This window comes from Aquimarina sp. Aq78 (genome assembly GCF_900299525.1).
In the GTDB taxonomy this organism is placed as follows: domain Bacteria; phylum Bacteroidota; class Bacteroidia; order Flavobacteriales; family Flavobacteriaceae; genus Aquimarina.
Genome location: NZ_OMKA01000014.1, coordinates 136,350 through 155,278, shown reverse-complemented (window position 1 = coordinate 155,278; position 18,929 = coordinate 136,350). Strand labels below are relative to the sequence as shown.

16 protein-coding genes are annotated in these 18,929 nt (G+C 33.5%); 4 read left to right on the top strand and 12 right to left on the bottom strand.

The annotated features are described in order from the left end of the window. The coding region (locus tag DG435_RS25510; protein ID WP_159098257.1) for a M43 family zinc metalloprotease at window positions 1–2,784 on the bottom strand (2,784 nt) is incomplete at its 3' end. A gap of 677 nt (window positions 2,785–3,461) precedes the next feature. On the opposite strand from DG435_RS25510, the gene DG435_RS09765 reads away from it, so the two are divergent. Next, window positions 3,462–4,334 (top strand): type IV pili methyl-accepting chemotaxis transducer N-terminal domain-containing protein, encoded by an 873-nt coding sequence (locus tag DG435_RS09765; RefSeq protein ID WP_106794634.1) that lies wholly within the window; start codon window positions 3,462–3,464, stop codon window positions 4,332–4,334. A 105-nt stretch (window positions 4,335–4,439) separates the two neighbouring features. Here DG435_RS09765 and secA read toward each other — a convergent pair whose 3' ends face one another. The 4 genes from secA to DG435_RS25840 all read right to left on the bottom strand — a co-directional run bounded on the left by secA (window position 4,440) and on the right by DG435_RS25840 (window position 9,306). Then, on the bottom strand, window positions 4,440–7,796 hold the full coding sequence (gene secA / locus DG435_RS09760; RefSeq protein WP_106794635.1) for a preprotein translocase subunit SecA: 3,357 nt from the start codon (window positions 7,794–7,796) through the stop codon (window positions 4,440–4,442). Window positions 7,797–8,024: 228 nt separating this feature from the next. Then, window positions 8,025–8,246: a DUF2795 domain-containing protein gene (locus DG435_RS09755; RefSeq protein WP_008272287.1), complete on the bottom strand. Its 222-nt coding sequence runs from the start codon at window positions 8,244–8,246 to the stop codon at window positions 8,025–8,027. A gap of 138 nt (window positions 8,247–8,384) precedes the next feature. After that, entirely contained in the window at window positions 8,385–8,960 is a 576-nt protein-coding gene (locus DG435_RS09750) for a cob(I)yrinic acid a,c-diamide adenosyltransferase (RefSeq protein ID WP_106794636.1), read from the bottom strand. Window positions 8,961–9,138: 178 nt separating this feature from the next. Further along, on the bottom strand, window positions 9,139–9,306 hold the full coding sequence (locus tag DG435_RS25840; protein ID WP_167549788.1) for a hypothetical protein: 168 nt from the start codon (window positions 9,304–9,306) through the stop codon (window positions 9,139–9,141). A 265-nt stretch (window positions 9,307–9,571) separates the two neighbouring features. Here DG435_RS25840 and recR point away from each other — a divergent pair, with 265 nt between their 5' ends. The 3 genes from recR to DG435_RS09735 all read left to right on the top strand — a co-directional run bounded on the left by recR (window position 9,572) and on the right by DG435_RS09735 (window position 12,497). Beyond that, the gene (gene recR / locus DG435_RS09745; protein WP_106794637.1) at window positions 9,572–10,192 is read left to right on the top strand and encodes a recombination mediator RecR; all 621 of its coding nucleotides are present in this window, start codon (window positions 9,572–9,574) and stop codon (window positions 10,190–10,192) included. Between the two features lie 138 nt (window positions 10,193–10,330). Further along, on the top strand, window positions 10,331–11,674 hold the full coding sequence (locus DG435_RS09740; RefSeq protein WP_106794638.1) for a dihydrolipoamide acetyltransferase family protein: 1,344 nt from the start codon (window positions 10,331–10,333) through the stop codon (window positions 11,672–11,674). Window positions 11,675–11,840: 166 nt separating this feature from the next. After that, window positions 11,841–12,497 carry a porin family protein gene (locus DG435_RS09735; RefSeq protein ID WP_106794639.1) on the top strand — a complete coding sequence of 219 codons (657 nt, stop codon included), beginning with the start codon at window positions 11,841–11,843 and terminating at the stop codon, window positions 12,495–12,497. 96 nt (window positions 12,498–12,593) lie between these two features. Here DG435_RS09735 and DG435_RS09730 read toward each other — a convergent pair whose 3' ends face one another. The 7 genes from DG435_RS09730 to DG435_RS09700 form a co-directional block, all read right to left on the bottom strand. Then, window positions 12,594–13,880, bottom strand: coding sequence for an MFS transporter (locus tag DG435_RS09730; RefSeq protein WP_106794640.1), 1,287 nt, complete (start codon window positions 13,878–13,880; stop codon window positions 12,594–12,596). A gap of 179 nt (window positions 13,881–14,059) precedes the next feature. Further along, entirely contained in the window at window positions 14,060–14,434 is a 375-nt protein-coding gene (locus tag DG435_RS09725; protein WP_106794641.1) for a hypothetical protein, read from the bottom strand. 28 nt (window positions 14,435–14,462) lie between these two features. Next, window positions 14,463–15,623, bottom strand: coding sequence for a metal ABC transporter permease (locus DG435_RS09720; RefSeq protein WP_106794642.1), 1,161 nt, complete (start codon window positions 15,621–15,623; stop codon window positions 14,463–14,465). After that, the gene (locus tag DG435_RS09715) at window positions 15,616–16,746 is read right to left on the bottom strand and encodes a metal ABC transporter permease (protein ID WP_106794643.1); all 1,131 of its coding nucleotides are present in this window, start codon (window positions 16,744–16,746) and stop codon (window positions 15,616–15,618) included. The genes DG435_RS09720 and DG435_RS09715 overlap by 8 nt, the downstream gene beginning before the upstream one ends. A gap of 5 nt (window positions 16,747–16,751) precedes the next feature. Beyond that, a complete protein-coding gene (locus DG435_RS09710) occupies window positions 16,752–17,492 on the bottom strand; it encodes a metal ABC transporter ATP-binding protein (RefSeq protein ID WP_024771305.1) in 741 nt (246 codons plus the stop codon). A 48-nt stretch (window positions 17,493–17,540) separates the two neighbouring features. After that, the gene (locus DG435_RS09705) at window positions 17,541–18,458 is read right to left on the bottom strand and encodes a metal ABC transporter solute-binding protein, Zn/Mn family (RefSeq protein WP_106794644.1); all 918 of its coding nucleotides are present in this window, start codon (window positions 18,456–18,458) and stop codon (window positions 17,541–17,543) included. Beyond that, the gene (locus DG435_RS09700) at window positions 18,448–18,927 is read right to left on the bottom strand and encodes a thioredoxin family protein (RefSeq protein WP_106794645.1); all 480 of its coding nucleotides are present in this window, start codon (window positions 18,925–18,927) and stop codon (window positions 18,448–18,450) included. The genes DG435_RS09705 and DG435_RS09700 overlap by 11 nt, the downstream gene beginning before the upstream one ends. Window positions 18,928–18,929: the final 2 nt, after the last annotated feature.

The following is an 18,929-nucleotide window of genomic DNA, read 5'->3' as shown; positions in this document are numbered from 1 at the left end:
AGTGTAATCTCCATAGCCTCCAGTAGAACCAGTAGATGTATTATCAATTGTTCCTAATTGCACTCTACTGATATATTCGTCTGATACGCTTTTTCCATTAGAATCACATACATTACAAGGTGTACAAGATCCACCACAGTCAATTCCTGTCTCATCACCATTTTGGATACCATCGTCACAAGAAGATGTTGTTTCTGAAATTATAATCCCATAATCTGCTGTATTTCCACTATCATATGAACCGCAAGCGGTATCTCCATCAGTACCGTCTACAAAATGACCAATTACCCTTAATCCTACTTTTTTACCTACAGCAGCATTGTTTGGTACAGTAATATTGGTTGTAAAAGAATATTCATCATTGGTGTAATCTGCATAATTTACAACCTGGGTGGCCACTAGTTCATTATCAGAAAATACACTGTCAAAATTCCAATCTGCCCATACCCGTACTCTATTCACATCACTAGTTCCGCCATTACCACGTTCTGTTTTAATAGTAATAGGATAGGTTTTTCCCGTTTCTAGAGTTGTAAATACAGTATCATAATAATCACCTGCTCTACTTTTGAGAGGAGCATGATCTATTGTACTTAAAGTAACGTGATTTACATTGAAATAACCTCCAAATTTAGGTCCACTATCGCAATAGTTTAATGCAGCGGTGATGTAATCTGTTTTTGTAAGTGTTTTATTTATTCCATTGGCAGTTGTCACTTTTAGGCTTACATCATAAGTTCCACCTTCGGGGAATATGATATTAGAAGGACTTTTATCAGTAGAAGTAGCAGGTTGTCCTCCTTCAAATGTCCATAACCATGAGGTAATAGAATCTCCATTATCGGTTACGGTAAGATCAGAGAAAGCTACACCTTGTGAGAAATTAACAGCAGTAGGAGTTCCCGAAAATTCCATAGAAAAAGTAGCATTTTGATCTATAATATTTAATCCGTAATCTTCGGATTCACCACTATCAATACGACTACATGCTGTATCACCATCGTTATTTTGTACGTAGTGTGCCAGAATTCTAAAAGCTGTATTTCCTAAAACAGCATCTGCAGGGATAATAATATTGGTAGTGTATTTGTAATCACCATTGGCATCAACACTACTGTTGGCATATGCATGGGAAATTATTAATTCATTATCCTCATAGATGAAATTATTATTCCAGTCAAACCACCCTTGAATTCTTAAATTATCACCAGCACCACCATTACCTTTGTTAGTTGTAATTGTTAAAGGGTAAGATTGTCCTTGTTTAGCAGGGTATATAAGGCTCTTTGCATAATTAGAGATTCCGTTAACATACCCTGATGGATTTGTTCTACCATCAAATTCTACATTAGTAATGTGTGCATATACAGCATATGATATATTTACATTACAGTATTCTGTATACACATCATTAAAGTTCACTTTTAGATTGTCGATACTATTTTTATATAGTTGTGTTACTCCACCAGTTACTATTGGATTAAGGAAAGTAAAAGAAAGATTAGCTACAGAATTGGCAAGATTATGACTAGAAGCAGTATTATCCAGATGTATGGTTGCAGAAGTAGCATTGTTAATTACAATTCTTGGAGTTAAACCAGCTGGTAGATTGGTTACGGTATAATCGGTATTAAGCACCATATCTCCAGAGTTTTTTGTAAAAGAACAGTCCACACAAGTAATATCAATAGTACTTTCTACAATCCCATCATTAAGGTAACGTTCTTCAAATATTGCTCCAGAAGTAGCGATACGAGCACCCAAATCAGAAGCCAAACCAGTAGCAGTTAGATTGGTATTTGTCCATAATGTGTTTCGGGTAGGAGAATTATCTATTGCATTAACCATTCGGGTAACTTGCCCTTGTGTAAACATTTTATAACAATCTGTATAATCCATAAAGTTCTCACTATTGATTTCCTGATTCAGGCAATTTTTTAGAACCGTACAGTTGGTTCTTGAAGAACTCTTTTTGTGTGAAGGAGTGTCAGCAACACCATCTCCATCATTAGGGTCATTATTACAAACTCCTTTATCGAAGGTATGCGGTAAGTCAAAATAATGCCCAAATTCGTGAGTTAGTACTGATCTGAAATTCTCATTAGTATTATTTCCCAAATAACTTCCGTTATATACTACTCGGGCAATATTGGCAGCAGACATGGTGGTATTAGGATACCATGCTACACCTGAATTAAAGAAATCCCCATCATCATATAAATCTCTGGTGATATATACATTGCAATATTTGTAATTATCCCAAGCGACTTTTGCTACTACAGGAGAGTTATAGTTCCCCATTCCCGAAGCTTTATCATAGAATATAACACCTGTAGTAGGATTACCATTAGGATCTAGTTGTGCGAGTTTAAATGTCACATCCAGAGGTTGTTTGATAGCATCGAAAGGAGCATCAATAGTACTATAATCTGCATTAAGCCCTTGAAAATCCTCATTGGTTTTCCGTAAAGCTTCCTCAATAATCGCTTTGTTAACAGTACTTCCACTGTTAAACTCAGTTCCAAATACATGAAATACGACTGGTATTACATAGGATTTAGGATTTTGACTGCTTTTCATTCGAGCAGCACTTTGTCTTAATGCCTGAATTTCTTTTTTTGCAGCAGGATCTGCCTGATACAATTTTTGCATTTGTTCTTCCATTTTACACATATTAGGCTCAGTAGTTTGAGCGTTAATTTGCCAACAAGAGAACAATAAAAAACATATGACCAGATGCCTTATGTTTAGGTAGTTTCTTTTAAAATGAGTTTGTGTTTTCATGATTAGTTAAAATTTGTGTTTGTTAATGAATTATTAAATTTTGGTTAAATGTATAGTTATGAAGGTGATTATCAAACTAGTACCTACCAGTATTTTAAAAGGCAAATACGCATATTTTTTACGGTTAACTAGTAATGTTGTTAATGTTGAAATTTTTGATTTCTATAAAAAATCAATTGATTGTTAGATGACTTATCTTAGGTTTATGCTTGATGAATCACGATTAACTGATAGCGGAGAATCCATTTTAAATACCTGTGTTTACTACTTTATATCGTACATGATATTTTTTGGATGAGTAGAAATTGTTTGAGTAACTTTTGAGCATAAGAAGAACATATATACCATACTTCTATAGTTACTTCAACTTACCAAAAAAAACTCTATTTTCTTTATGCCTACAGATTTTTAAAAAAGCTTAATGCAGGATCTTATTTTTTTGAATAAAAAATCAAAATAAAAATCAAAATTACTACTGGTAAACAGTAAGATATGCCTAGACATACCTATTTAGAGGCACTTAAGGACTGATAAAAATCATATTTAAGGAACATAGTCTGAAATATTTTTGTGCAGCAAATCAATAAGAAAACCCAAAAAATCATGAAGATAAATTAACCTCTTATGATTTGTTTGAGAATTGTAAACTAAATAACAAAAGATTAAAACCAATACAGATGAAAAACAAAACAAAAGCCCCCAGATCAATACTAATTTTATTTGTGATAGGATTAGTGTATGCCAGCTCATTGAGCCTTCATGCACAGCTAAATGATAAATATGGATCATTGTCATTTAACAACGCTATTAATGTTTCGGGTAAGCAACGTATGCTTACTCAAAAAATGTCTAAAGCATATTTATATTTACTTAATAATGCTAATGATGTGAAGGTGAAGAGAGATTTATTATCGAGTAAGATTATTTTTGAAGAACAAAATCGAGTTCTTTTACAGAACACCCAATTTAAGGGAACTATTGAAAAGTTAACTAGAGTTAATGAAATATGGAAAGAATTTAAAATACTCATTGAAACTCAACCGAGTTATGATAATGCAAAAAAAATAATAGAAACAAATACAGATCTCCTTAAAGCTTCAGACGCAGTGGTATCTTCTATTATTATAGAGTCTAAAAATTCTTTTCAAAGCATTAAAGATGATATAAATGAATCTTATTTAGTCGAAGACAGATTAGAATTAGAAGGCATCATAAATATATCAGGAAGACAACGAATGCTTTCACAACGATTGGCTTTTTATTACTACGCGAATCAAATGGAATTGAAAAACAAAAACTCTTATCAAATGCTTAATAATGCTTTTCATGAATTGGATGGAGCAATTAATAAATTTTTGATTTGTAAGTTTAATACTCCTGAAATTGATGAAAAAATAGGATTGACTTTTTCTCAATGGAATATGATCAAAAAAAATAGAGATAAATTGAATAATCAGAAATTTACGGATGAGGAAATCTATAAAATGAGCAACGAACTTACTCGATTATTCAATGATATAACATATTTGTATGAGAAAGTAAAAATATAAAATAAGAGCAAGTAGCTCTATAATGAATATGAAGTAAAATAAAAGTTATAAATACAAAAGCCGGAAGTTTATTCTTCCGGCTTTTGTATTTATATAAAAAAAAATTTATTCATTCACAAGTACCCATTCTCCTTTTTCGATCAGTGGGATTGCTTGTTTGTATTTTACTGTTTTATTCTCACCGCTCATCACATGTTTGATAGTTACTCTATCATTACGTCCGATTTTTGGTTGTTCTCGTACAATAGTTTCAGTGACTTGAGGTCTCCCTTGTGTTTGTCCTGCAGCTTTATTTTGTGCCGCACGCTCATCCATATTAGGGATTTCTTCTTTAGAAGTTTCTAGATTTTCTTTTCTTCTCACCTGGCGAGCTTCAGAAATGTCTTGAGTATTACCTGTTGGTAATTCTCCTTTAAATAAAAATGAAATCACATCTTTATTAACCTCTTCAATCATACCTTTAAACAACTCAAAAGCTTCAAATTTATAGATTAATAACGGATCTTTTTGCTCATGAACAGCTAATTGTACACTTTGTTTTAATTCGTCCATTTTGCGAAGATGTGTTTTCCAGGCATCATCAATAATGGCAAGTGTAATATTTTTTTCAAAATCGGTAATAAGTTGTTTTCCTTCAGACTCATATGCTTTTTGCAAATCGGTAGCAACATTTATACTTTTTACTCCATCTGTAAATGGTACTAAGATTCTTTCATACTTGCTGGCAGGATCTTCGTATACTTGTTTGATTACAGGATATGCGGCATCTGCATTACGTTTCATTTTATCCTGATAATGCTCATATGCAACTTTATAAACTTCTCCTGCAATTTTTAAAGGATCCATTTTTTCGAATTCTTCTGCAGAAATCGGACTACTCATAGAGAAATATCTGATCAATTCGAACTCGAAATTTTTAAAGTCCTGGGCAGCTTTATTTCCTTCTGTGATCACTTCTACAGTGTCATAGATCATATTGGCAATATCAACGCGAAGACGCTCTCCAAACAATGCATGATAACGACGTTTGTATACAACTTCACGCTGTGCATTCATTACATCATCATACTCTAATAATCGTTTACGAACACCGAAATTATTTTCTTCTACTTTTTTCTGAGCTCTTTCGATAGATTTAGAGATCATAGAATGCTGGATTACTTCTCCTTCTTTTAGTCCCATTCTATCCATCATTTTGGCAATACGCTCAGAACCAAATAAACGCATCAGGTTATCTTCTAGAGATACATAGAACTGAGAACTACCTGGATCTCCTTGTCGACCAGCACGACCACGTAACTGTCTGTCTACACGACGAGAATCATGACGTTCTGTACCAACGATTGCAAGTCCTCCTGCAGCTTTTACTTCATCTGATAATTTAATATCTGTACCACGACCAGCCATATTGGTAGCGATAGTCACTACACCAGCATTACCAGCTTCGGCAACAATATCGGCTTCTTTTTTATGAAGCTTTGCATTCAATACATTATGTGGGACTTTACGAATCGTAAGCATTCGTCCTAATAATTCTGAAATCTCTACAGAAGTGGTACCAATTAATACAGGTCTTCCTGCACGGGATAACTCTGTAACTTGTTCTATTACGGCATTATATTTTTCACGTTTGGTTTTGTATACCAAATCTTCCATGTCTTTTCTGGCAATCGGTCTGTTGGTTGGTATTTCTATAACATCCAATTTATAGATTTCCCAAAGCTCTCCTGCTTCTGTTACTGCAGTACCTGTCATACCAGACAACTTACCGTACATACGGAAATAGTTCTGAAGTGTCACCGTAGCAAAAGTCTGCGTTGCATCTTCAATCTTTACATTTTCTTTAGCTTCAATAGCCTGGTGCAATCCATCACTGTATCGACGCCCATCCATAATACGACCCGTCTGCTCGTCAACAATTTTTACTTTATTATCCATCACAACATATTCTACATCCTTTTCGAATAAGGAATATGCTTTTAATAATTGACGTAAAGTGTGAATACGTTCGCTTTTTACACTATAATCTCTAAAAAGATCTTCTTTCTTTTCAGCTTCTTCTTCTTTTGATAATTCTAAACCTTCAATTTTAGCTATTTCCATACCAATTTGTGGTAGTACGAAGAAATCCGGATCATCTTTTCCTGAAAGATAATCTACACCTTTATCAGTAAGATCTATTTGATTGTTTTTCTCTTCTATTACATAGTACAGATCTGCATCAATCTTATGCATTTCTCTGTTATTATCCTGCATATAGAAGTTTTCTGTCTTTTGAAGTAGCATTTTTACACCTTCCTCACTTAAAAACTTAATTAAAGCTTTATTCTTAGGAATTCCTCGGTATACTTGTAGTAATTTAAAACCTCCCTCTTTGGCATCACCTTCTTTAATTAGTTTTTTGGCTTCAGCTAAAACAGTAGTAAGATATTTTTGTTGTACCGAAACGATATCGGCAATTTTGGGTTTTAACTCATCAAATTCGTGTACATCTCCTTTTGGTATAGGTCCAGAAATAATTAATGGCGTACGGGCATCATCAATTAATACAGAATCTACTTCATCTATAATTGCATAATTATGAGGGCGTTGAACTAGGTCTTCTGGAGCATGAGACATATTATCACGTAGATAATCAAAACCAAATTCATTATTGGTTCCGTAAGTAATATCTGCATTATAAGCTGCTCTACGTTCTGCAGAGTTAGGCCTGTGATTATCAACACAATCTACAGTAAGCCCATGAAACTGAAAAATTGGAGCCATCCACTCGCTATCACGACGAGCAAGGTAGTCGTTTACAGTTACTAGGTGAACACCATTACCAGATAAAGCATTAAGGTATACTGGGAGTGTTGCAACCAGGGTTTTACCTTCTCCTGTCTGCATCTCTGCTACGTTTCCTTCGTGTAGCGTAATACCACCAACAAGCTGTACATCGTAATGGATCATATCCCATTTTACTTCTTTACCAGCAGCATCCCAACTTGTAGACCAAATGGCTTGTTCACCATCAAGAGTAATATGATCTCTGGTGCCAGAAAGTTCTCGATCATAGGCAGAAGCCGTAACTTCGATAGTTTCGTTATTCGTAAAACGCTTCGCAGTTTCTTTTATAACTGCAAAGGCTTCGGGAAGAATATCGTTTAACGCTTTTTCTGTGATTTCATACGCTTCTTCCTTTAGTTTATCGATTTCACCATAGATATCTTCTTTTCTATCGATATCTTCTGTGTTATTAGCTTCCTCGGTAAGTGTTTCTATTTTGGTATTGATTTCTGTGCGAGCTTCATTTATTCTATTTTTAAAATCAACAGTTTTGGCACGCAGTTCATCATGAGAAAGGCCTTCAATAGCCTTTTCTGCTTGTTTTATCAATTCAACCTTTGGTTGAATTTCTTTGATATCTTTTTTGGACTTATCTCCAACAAATACTTTTAATACAGAATCTAAAATTCCCATAATTTTATGGTTGTGTGTTTAATGAGATTTTAATTTCAAAACGAAACTAATTGGTTTCCTATAATAAAGGAACATTCAAATTTGACCTCAATATCTGAAGTCTATCACTATCTCAGGACCTAAGTGGTCATAATTATACAATACTCTTGAGCTGTAAATAGCCATAAAGTGGCATAATTTACGCAAAAAAAAAGCCTCTTGCGAGACTTTTAATACTATTTCATTTTTTTAATATTCATCCTCATTCCAAAGATAATCTTCGTCGGTAGGATAATCAGGCCATATTTCCTCTATAGAGTCATACGAATCCCCTTCATCTTCAATTGCTTGTAGATTTTCTACAACCTCCAGAGGTGCTCCAGTACGAATTGCATAATCTATTAGCTCGTCTTTTGTAGCTGGCCAAGGTGCATCACTTAAATAAGATGCTAATTCTAAAGTCCAATACATATGTTTACTGGTTTAATTTTTTGCAAAAATAATTTTTTAGTTTAAAAAGTCAAGTAAAAAATTAATTATTTAAACAATAATTATAAGAACGTGAATTTTTAGGGGGTTTCCCTTACTAATTTTAACAGATATTTAATTTTAAGAATTCTTTTTAGGAATCCACTCAATTTCTTCTGCCTTAAGATCGAAGGACAACTTTCGTGCCAGTACAAAAAGATAGTCAGATAGTCGGTTTAAGTAGTGTAATGTTGTTTCTTCAAAAGGGTCTATTTCATACAGTGCCGTTGCTAAACGCTCTGCTCTTCGGCATACACAGCGAGCAATGTGACAGAATGACACAGTTTGATGCCCTCCAGGCAATACAAAATGTGTCATTGGTGGCAAAGATTCGTTCATTCTATCGATTTCTTTTTCTAACAATTCGATATCTTCTGTAGAAATTGTAGGTATATTTAGCCGTTTTTGCCCACTTTTTAATATGGCTTTTTCAGGATCAGTTGCTAAAACAGCTCCAACCGTAAAAAGTTTATCCTGTATATTGATTAATATTTTTTTGCTTAGTTCATCAATTTTTTGATCTCTGATAAGCCCGATATGTGAATTAAGTTCATCAACAGTACCATAACTGTCAATACGAATATGGTGTTTAGGTACCCTGGTGCCACCAAAAAGAGCTGTGGTTCCTTTATCACCTGTTTTAGTATATATTTTCATTGAATTGCAAGTTTGTTTTAATGGATGACAACTACTTAACTAATAAAAGTACATCCTTAGTATAGTTTTGATTACACCATTTGTGTTTAGCATATATTTTATCTGGAATTTTATAATCGTGTGTTTTTTGATCTAGAAAACCAAACCTGGTGTAACATTTCTTTTTTTATGGGTATAATTATTTCTTCTTTTTCTTTTTTTGATAATTCTGTCTAAAATTACGTTTATCACGATCATACAGTTTATTTTTATTTCGTTTGGTATTCCAGGATACCGCTACGAATAAGATTGCAATGACTATGATCATTAAAATAAGCTGTGTTTCTTCAGAAAGAGTATCTAACATTACTTTTACTTTTGGAGTAAAAGTAACAAAAAGGCCTTAATTGCATAGTTAAGATTATCATAGTTTATATCTCAAAATTAAATTTAAGTCAAGTTTTCTTAATCGTTATAAAACTTTCATTTTGTCCTCTGTAATTATCTTTTATGATTAGCTACTAAGGTTATAGGGGCAAAAAATGTCATTATGATATAAAAACATAATTTTTTGTTTAAAGAGTGGAACTCTGGGCGGAGTTCACCATTAAAAACGCTAAATTTGTCGAGCTATGGAATTTTCTTCAAAATTATTAGAGAACGCAGTTTATGAAATGTCTCAATTACCAGGGATAGGAAAGCGTACAGCACTTCGATTAGTATTACATTTACTCAGACAGCCAGAAACCCAGACCCAACATTTGATAAAAGCTTTGGGGGCATTACGAGGGGATATTAAATTTTGCTCTACATGTCATAGTATAAGTGATACTGATATTTGTGATATCTGTAATAATCCAGGTAGAAATCGTGAAATCATTTGCGTAGTAGAAGATATACGGGATGTAATGGCTATAGAGAGTACAGGTCAATTTAGAGGATTATATCACGTTTTAGGAGGTAAGATAAGCCCATTGGATGGTATCGGTCCACAAGAATTAAATATTAGTTCTTTGATCGAGAAAGTTAAATCTGGAGAAGTAAAAGAATTAATATTTGCATTAAGCGCTACGATGGAGGGGGATACTACTAACTTCTATATGTATAAACAATTAGAAGGAATACCTATAAAAACCTCTACTATTGCCCGGGGAATTGGCGTTAATGATGAGCTGGAGTATGCAGATGAAGTTACTTTGGGAAGAAGTATACTTAATCGAATTCCTTTTGAGAATGCATTAAAGAGTCCTTGATTTGCATATATTTAGAAGTATCTGTAAACTTGAAGATATAGATATTAAGTAAATTTTAATACGAAAAAAATAATTTTTAAGCTGAATTTTAATTAAATTCGCAAAAAACATAACTTATAAACACTTTTGATTAAGAATATGGCAAAATTTGAGCTGAAACTTCCAAAAATGGGTGAGAGTGTTGCAGAGGCAACAATAACAACTTGGTTAAAAGAGGTTGGTGATACTATTGAATTAGATGATGCAGTTGTTGAAATAGCGACTGATAAGGTAGATAGTGAGGTACCTAGTGAGGTAGAAGGTGTACTGGTAGAAAAACTTTTTGATGTTGATGATGTAGTACAGGTAGGCCAGGTTATAGCTGTGATAGAAACTGAAGGTGAAGGAGCTGTAGATTCGACTCCACAAGAAACTACTGCTAAAGTTGAGGAAACTCCAAAAGAAGCTGTAGTATTAGAAACTCAAATGACAGAAACAGCAGTAGCAGGAAATGCAACTGATTTTTCTGAAAGTAGTAAGTTTTATTCTCCATTAGTAAAGAATATTGCTGCAGCAGAAAATATTTCATTGAATGAATTAGAAGCTATTTCTGGAACAGGTAAAGATGGTCGCGTTACCAAAAATGATATTTTACAATTTGTAGACGACCGCAAAAATGGAAAAATAAAAACGCAACCAACACTACAGCCTGCAAAAGAAGAAGCACAAGCAAAACCAGCTGCTCCTGCTAAAAAGCAAGAGGTTTCAAAAGCAGCACCGGTAGTAGCATCAGGAGAAGATGAGATTATAGAAATGACCAGAATGGGTAAACTTATTGCACATCATATGGTCGAATCTGTACAGACTTCAGCTCATGTACAGTCATTTATAGAAGCCGATGTAACCAATATCTGGAACTGGAGAAAGAAAGTAAAAGGAGATTTCATGAAGAGAGAAGGAGAGAACCTTACGTTTACTCCTATTTTTATGGAAGCAGTTGCAAAAGCAATTAGGGATTTCCCGATGATTAATATTTCTATATCTGGTGATTCTATTATCAAAAAGAAAAATATTAACCTGGGTATGGCTGCAGCTTTATCTGATGGTAATTTGATTGTACCTGTAATTAAGAATGCTGATCAATTGAATTTGGTAGGAATGACTAAAGCAGTTAATGATCTTGCAAATAGAGCACGTAATAATGCTTTAAAACCGGATGATATACAAGGTGGTACATATACAGTAACTAATGTTGGTACATTTGGTAGTATTATGGGTACACCGATAATAAATCAGCCGCAGGTAGCGATTTTAGCACTTGGAGCGATTAGAAAGGTTCCTGCTGTTATTGAAACGCCAGAAGGAGACTTTATCGGTATTCGATATAAAATGTTCTTATCACACTCTTATGATCACAGAGTTGTTAACGGAGCGCTAGGAGGGCAGTTTGTACAACGTGTAAAAGACTATCTGGAAGCCTGGGATGTGAATAGAGAGTTTTAAGAAACATTATTTCTAAAATAAATACAAACCACGATAATAGTTATCGTGGTTTTTTTATCACTATGCCCAACAATTATATGCATTTTGGATATTATTAAATATCTTAATAGGAGTAACATTTTTGTTACTTAAGACATATATCTATTGAATAAGATTAAAATAGAAAATGGAGAAAAGGAATTTATTATTGGGGTTAGTACTTGTATTATGGGTAGTTTCTGTTAAAGGACAAGAAGTTAATTCAAAATTTGGATTGAAAGGAGGGGCGAATTATGCAAAATATACTCCTGATGTGATTATTGCAGGAATTAATGTTGCTGAATATAGAAGAAAATTTGGATTCTACTTTGGAGGGTTTATAAACATAAACATCCATGAAAAAATAAAAATACAACCTGAGATACTTTTTGCAATGCAAGGATCCAAATTTTTGGCAAAAGGTTTTGAGATTAGAGGAGGGGCTAATGAAGTACCTATAGCTTCAGATTTTAAGGTCAATATAAATGAGTCTACAATTATAATACCTATTATAGTACAATATTCATTTACGAATGATTTTTATATGGAAATGGGGCCTCAATTTGGGTATATAATTGACCGTAAACAAAAAATTAAAGAAGACCCCTTTGAACAGTTTCAAGATATTAATGTTTTACCTTTTTCATCTGAATATGATAAATTTGATTTAGGTTTAACTGTAGGGACAGGTTATAGATTATCCAATCATTTTGGGATTAATGGTAGATTTTTCTTTAGTTTAATTGAAAGGGACAATTCTATAAAAACATCAGTTTTTAACTTAGGGATCGAGTACACGTTATAAGAACGTTTGATACACATAGCTGTAGTTAATATGGGTTTTATAATTAATGAGTGAGTATCAATTTGTGCTTTTTGATGCGAGAGAAAAAATCAGTAATTAATTTTTTGAAACCTTCTTATAATTACTTTTTTGTGTGCTATACAATTTGTGATAATACCAAGCAGCTAGTCCACCAATAAAAGAAAATAAAGCTAACATCCAAAACACATGTTGATGCCCTTCTGGGGCAGGTGAATTTTCTAGAAGGTATCCCATTGCGGGTCCCGCAAATATATCAGGAGTATAGCCTATAAGAGAAATAATCCCAACAGCAGTTCCTGTAAGAACCAATGGGATTTTTCCTCTCTGCATTACTGCAAAGTATAAAGAACGAGCTGCATACACTCCCGTCGCTACCACTAAAATTGATATAAAAAATAAAGCTGTTGCAGAATCTGAAATTATGCCAGAGGCAAACAATAATGCTCCGAAGAAAGAAACTATAAAGCTAATAAGTAACCAAAAGGTGGTTTGTGAGCGGTCGGCTAATATTCCAATAAAAACTCCAATAATGGGGCGGATAAATAGCAAAAATGTACCCACTTGGGCTGATTGTACTTGATCATACAACATAACATCCTGAGCATATAGTGAAAATACATCGGTAATTTTGTAACCTACATAAGCGCATAGGATAATAATCATGAGTAGCCAAACAGAAGGTAAGCGTAGTACTTCTTGCACTTGAGATATTGTGATTTTCTCTAGTATAATTTGTTTTTCTAATGTATGATCCATTTTCATAAATAGCCAAACTAATACTCCTACAATACTAACAAGGCCAGAGGATACTAAGATTACATATTTAAAAGCAGCTTTGCTTTCTGCGGTAGTCGCTTCAGAGATTTCTGAAGTAATAAATAGTGAAAAAATAAATACTCCCAAGACTCCGAATAGAGCACCGACCAATCCCCGGCCACCGTCTAAAAATCCAAATGCTTTACCTTGAGAAGTAGTGCCGCCCCAAACACGAGTAGCCTTGATCATGGGAGCCCAGAATAAAAATATAGTAGTAAATCCCCAATAACCATAAAGCACTTTTAATACTGTGTAGTTAGGGAAACTAGCGTATATTAATCCTCCCAAAGCAGTCATCCATAGTGCTGTTGCAATCAATTTTCTTGGGGGAAACTTATCGGCTAATGTACCTCCAAAAAGATAGGATATTAGAGCTACAATTCCATAAATAGAGAAACATACACCTAACTGAATATTGTCTAAGTTAAATACCTCAAGTACCGTTGGTCTAAATACTCGTGAAAGAACAAATGGAAGGATAAAAACAGATTCTCCTGCTAAAATGACCAGTAAGAGAAAATACCATGGCGGTTTTGTTTGATTCATAAAGTATTGAAGTGGATTAGATTTTTAAGCCTAAATATATAGATTTCTATATTAAATAAGTTTTATGATTGTTTTTACTTACAAAAGCTAAACAATACCAGATAGAGATTCATTTTTTTTATACTCCTCTTAATCTTAGAATTCGTATATGTAAATCAAGCTTTTTAGGTGGTTATAACTCAGATACTATCTTTCTTTTTTAAACTTTTACTATGCTTTACGTCTATTGTCTCTAATTCTTCATTTACAATCAGATTATATGTATAATGAGATTCAATATTTGTTAATGGAATAAGGATCAGCATTTGTATTTTACCTTTGGCAGGGATGTTTTTAATAATAGGTCGTTGCGCACTCCTACGATATCCGGTTGGATTCACTTTTAAGAATACACTCTTGTTTGTATCAGTATCATTTTGGACATATATGATTGTTCTTTTTTTCTGCTTTTCTTCTACTAGATGAACAGGTTTTTCCTGAGCATAGGAAGTACAACTGATTAAAAAAAATAAAATAGATAGTGATATAAAACTCTTTTTTAAAGATGCAAACATTTCCCTTTTTCCTTTAAAGATACAAGTTTTAGCCTCTAAATAGAAAAAATCGATCTTTCATGTTTTCGATTTCAGAATTTTTATTGGTTACAATATAATCAATTGCTTCTGTTGTAAAGTTTTTTCCTTTTTTAGTTAAAGAAACAATATCATTATTAATCGTGATCATATTGTTTTTAAGTGCCAGATTCAAAACAGATTTTGATTGTACCTTCTGCCAATTAATATGTTCGTTTAAATGTTTTACATGACGCTCTTCCTCTTCCTGATGGTTTCCCAAGTGCAGAAGAAAGGTAAGTAATGAAACCTCGATACGTTGTTGTTTTTGTCTATACAATACAGAAAACAATCCTTTACTGGGTGCAAATAGGTATACGAATAAGAAAACTAATCCTAATACCGTAGTCATTGATCCAGAAATAGATGTATCTAATGCATGTGCTACCCAATATCCTATAATGGCACTACTAACTCCAAAGATAACAGATAACAGAAGCATTTTTTTTAAGTCATTTGTTAATAGATAGGCGGTAGCTGCAGGTGCAATCATTAATGCAATGACTAAGATAGCACCAACTGCGTCAAAAGCGCCTACCGTAGTGATTGATGAAACAGTCATTAATCCATAATGCATAACTACAGGAGATAATCCAAGAGCAGAAGCCAAACCTGCATCGAATGTGCTTACTTTTAGTTCCTTAAAAAATGCAAATAATAGCCCTAATGTAATTAGTAATATAGTACCTATGATCCATAAAGACTTAGGACCTACATCTGTACCTCCTATAAGTAATCTATCAAAAGGAGCAAAGGCAAGTTCTCCTAATAATACGGCATCAACATCCAGGTGTACATCATTTGCATTCTGTGCAATAAGTATGATCCCAATACTAAATAAGGCAGGAAAAACGAGACCTATGGCTGTATCTTCTTTTACTAAGCCTGTCTTTTGGATAAACTCTACCAATACTACAGTAATGACACCGCTTGCAGCAGCAAGAATAATTAATAAAGGCGATGATAAATCATGAGTGATAAAAAAACCAATCACAATACCTGGCAAGATTGAATGACTAATTGCATCAGTGATTAATGCCATTTTTCGTAATACTAAAAAAGTTCCAGGGATAGCGCAAGCTATTGCTACCAGGCTGGCAATTAGTTGTATTTCTATCTGTGCGTTACTCATTCTCTTCTTTTGTTAATTGATCATATAAATTAGAGGCGGTGTTATATCCAGACTCGGTTAGAGACCACATACTGCCCTCAATTTTGACATAATCTTTATCTTCTAGTTTTTGAAGTGATTTTCTGGTGAACCCCTGAAAGTTATTCAGAATTTTAATAGCATGCGGATGAGCAATATTTTCGTGTGTACTGGCAATATTATACATAAAAGATAATGTTTTATGTAATTGAAGATCACTTCTGTTTTTTCTAAATCGGATTTCTCTAAATAGTAATCCACGGCCAGGGGAAAATATAAAAGAAAATAATACAAAGACACTAGCAACCAATACAATTACGGGTCCTGTAGATAAATTATTGTGACTGGCGCTGATTGCAGTTCCAATGACTCCAGAGAATGCACCAAAAATTGCGGCCAAAATAACCATTACAGCTAAGTTGTTTGTCCATTGTCTAGCCGCTGCGGCAGGAGCTAATAACATAGCACTCATTAATACTACGCCTACAGTTTGTAGTCCTAATACAATAGCAATTACAATAAATGTAGTGATAAGAATGTCTAAGAATTTGGTGTTAAATCCTAATGTTTTAGTGTAATCAGCATCGAATAATAATAGTTTGAGTTCTTTCCAGAATAATAATAAAACGACCAAACTAATTCCTGTAACGATGATCATGAGCCATACATCGCTTTCTAAAAGTGTGGCAGCCTGTCCAAAAAGGTAACTTTCTAAACCAGCCTGATTAGCATTGGGCATTTTTTGAATATAGGTTAGTAATAACATTCCAAACCCAAAGAATAATGATAATATAAGACCTAAAGCCGTATCAGATTTAAGATGTGTTTTACTGGTTATGCCACGGATCCAAAAAGTACCAATTAAACCGCTTATCAATGCTCCTAATAAGAATGCAGAACTGTTTTTTGTACCAATAATTAGAAAAGCTATGGCAATACCTGGTAATGCAGCATGAGAAATCGCATCACCTAACAAGCTTTGTTTACGCAATACAGCAAAACTACCTAACATACCGCATATGGCACCAAGTACAGCTGTACCCAGCGTTATTGTGCGTAAAGTATAATCTGTAAAGACAAGTTCTATGTATTCTTTTATATCCATAGTTCTTATTGTTGTACGCTAACCTTGTAATTAATTCCGTAGGTTTTGGTTAAGTTATCATCATTAAAAATGTCTTTTACCGGTCCGGTAGCGATCTTTTTTACATTAAGAAAAGTAACCCAGTCAAAATATTCAGGCACTGTTTGCAAGTCGTGATGTACTACAATTACTGTTTTTCCGGCTTTTCTAAGTTCTTTTAGGATGTTAATAATAGCTTTTTCTGTAGTGGCATCAACACCTTGAAAAGGTTCATCCATAAAATAGATAGATGCATTTTGAACTAAAGCCCTTGCTAAGAATATACGTTGTTGTTGTCCTCCCGATAGCTGACTAATCTGTCTGCTTTTAAAAGAAAGCATGCCTACTTTTTCTAATGCTTCAAGGGCAGCTTTTTTCTGTTTTTGTCCTGGTCTTTTGATCCATCCCAAACTTCCATAGGTTCCCATCATTACAACATCTAGCGCAGTGGTAGGAAAATCCCAATCTACACTTCCTTTTTGAGGAACATAAGCTACCAGTGATCGTTGTTTTTTGTAAGGTTTCCCATAAATTTGAGTACTTCCTGCAATGGGTTTAATGATATCTAAAATCGATTTTATCAAAGTAGATTTCCCTGCCCCATTTGGACCCACAATAGCCATAAGTACACCTTCTGGTATAGCAAGGTCAATATCCCATAGTACAGGCTTATAATTGTAAGCTACAGTTAAATCATCTATTTGAACTGCGATTTTTTGTTCTTTCATTTAAACAATTTTTATTCAATATAACCACTACAAATTATTCGTTTACTGTTACTTCAACGCGTTTATAATAGTATTGACATTATATTCAAACATCCCAATATAGGTACCTTCTTTTGTTCCTTCATTACCTAATGCATCAGAGAATAATGTTCCACCTATTGTTACTTCATGATTCTTTGATTTTACCGCAGCTTGTAAGGCTTCAATAGTTCGTTTAGGAACAGAGCTTTCTACAAAAATAGCTTTTACTTCTTTCTCAATAATAAAGTTAGCTAATTTTTGAACATCTTGCACTCCAGCTTCAGTAGCAGTAGATAACCCTTGTAAACCTACTACGTTAAAATCATAAGCTTTCCCAAAATAACTAAAAGCATCATGTGCGGTAACCAGAATTCGCTTTTCTTTTGGTAAGGTAGCAATGGTATTTTTTAATGTAGTCTCTAATTCATTAAGTTTTGCTAAATATGCTTTTCCGTTAGCTCTGAAAGCTTCAGCATTTTTTGGATCAATCTCGGTAAGTTTATGTGTAACAAAATTCGTTATGATTTTCCAATTCTCAACACTAAACCATATATGTGGATCATAATTAGAAGCAAAATAATCAGAGCCGATTAACGTGTTTTTGTCTAAACTAGCTCCAATAGCTATGGTATTAATATCCTGATGTTTCATTTTTTCAAATACTTCTACCAGTTTTCCTTCTAGATGCAAGCCGTTATAAAAAATCACATCAGCATTCACTAATTTAGATACATCACCTTCGCTAGCTTTGTATAAATGAGGATCGACACCACTACCCATTAAGCCCTCGACGTCAATTAAATCTCCGCCTATGTTTTTAACCATATCAGTGATCATAGAGGTGGTGGTAACTACTTGTAATTTTTGATTTTTATCCTTCACTTCTTTTTTACAGGAGAAAAAAGTAAAAACAAGAAGTAATACTATTAATTTTTTATGAATCATTTTTGGAAAGTTTATTTAATATTTTGATAAGTTCTTTAGCACTTAAAAAAGATTGCTGTTGAAATATGATTTCGTATTTGTGATTTAGAATTGCTAATGTTGGATAGCCAATTTGGTTATTAACAGTAGCAAGTTCTCTGGCTAATTGATGTACTCCGGTTTTATTTCCATTAGGTTGAAAACGAAAGGAGTTATTTAGAAAATGTATAGTTTCGCGACTTTCACCATTTAGTGAAGCAAAATAAAAATTTTCATTTAACTGTTGTATAATATCATTATTCTTAAAAGTTGTATTTTCCATATTCTTGCAGTACATACACCAATCTGTATGAATAAATACAACTAAAGGTTTTGGGGCAATAGTCATTTTGTTTTCTATAGACTCAAAAGAATCAATTTGTAACTGTGCCGTTACATTTTGATGTAGAAGAGATAATATAAAGAATGATATGATATAAAAAACTTTCATTT

Excerpts from the sequence above, each read along its gene's own strand:
- DG435_RS09765 (WP_106794634.1), top strand. The coding sequence starts at position 3,462 with ATGAAAAACAAAACAAAAGCCCCCAGATCAATACTAATTTTATTTGTG.
- secA (WP_106794635.1), bottom strand. The coding sequence starts at position 7,796 with ATGGGAATTTTAGATTCTGTATTAAAAGTATTTGTTGGAGATAAGTCC.
- DG435_RS09755 (WP_008272287.1), bottom strand. The coding sequence starts at position 8,246 with ATGTATTGGACTTTAGAATTAGCATCTTATTTAAGTGATGCACCTTGG.
- DG435_RS09750 (WP_106794636.1), bottom strand. The coding sequence starts at position 8,960 with ATGAAAATATATACTAAAACAGGTGATAAAGGAACCACAGCTCTTTTT.
- DG435_RS25840 (WP_167549788.1), bottom strand. The coding sequence starts at position 9,306 with ATGTTAGATACTCTTTCTGAAGAAACACAGCTTATTTTAATGATCATA.
- recR (WP_106794637.1), top strand. The coding sequence starts at position 9,572 with ATGGAATTTTCTTCAAAATTATTAGAGAACGCAGTTTATGAAATGTCT.
- DG435_RS09740 (WP_106794638.1), top strand. The coding sequence starts at position 10,331 with ATGGCAAAATTTGAGCTGAAACTTCCAAAAATGGGTGAGAGTGTTGCA.
- DG435_RS09735 (WP_106794639.1), top strand. The coding sequence starts at position 11,841 with ATGGAGAAAAGGAATTTATTATTGGGGTTAGTACTTGTATTATGGGTA.
- DG435_RS09730 (WP_106794640.1), bottom strand. The coding sequence starts at position 13,880 with ATGAATCAAACAAAACCGCCATGGTATTTTCTCTTACTGGTCATTTTA.
- DG435_RS09725 (WP_106794641.1), bottom strand. The coding sequence starts at position 14,434 with ATGTTTGCATCTTTAAAAAAGAGTTTTATATCACTATCTATTTTATTT.
- DG435_RS09720 (WP_106794642.1), bottom strand. The coding sequence starts at position 15,623 with ATGAGTAACGCACAGATAGAAATACAACTAATTGCCAGCCTGGTAGCA.
- DG435_RS09715 (WP_106794643.1), bottom strand. The coding sequence starts at position 16,746 with ATGGATATAAAAGAATACATAGAACTTGTCTTTACAGATTATACTTTA.
- DG435_RS09710 (WP_024771305.1), bottom strand. The coding sequence starts at position 17,492 with ATGAAAGAACAAAAAATCGCAGTTCAAATAGATGATTTAACTGTAGCT.
- DG435_RS09705 (WP_106794644.1), bottom strand. The coding sequence starts at position 18,458 with ATGATTCATAAAAAATTAATAGTATTACTTCTTGTTTTTACTTTTTTC.
- DG435_RS09700 (WP_106794645.1), bottom strand. The coding sequence starts at position 18,927 with ATGAAAGTTTTTTATATCATATCATTCTTTATATTATCTCTTCTACAT.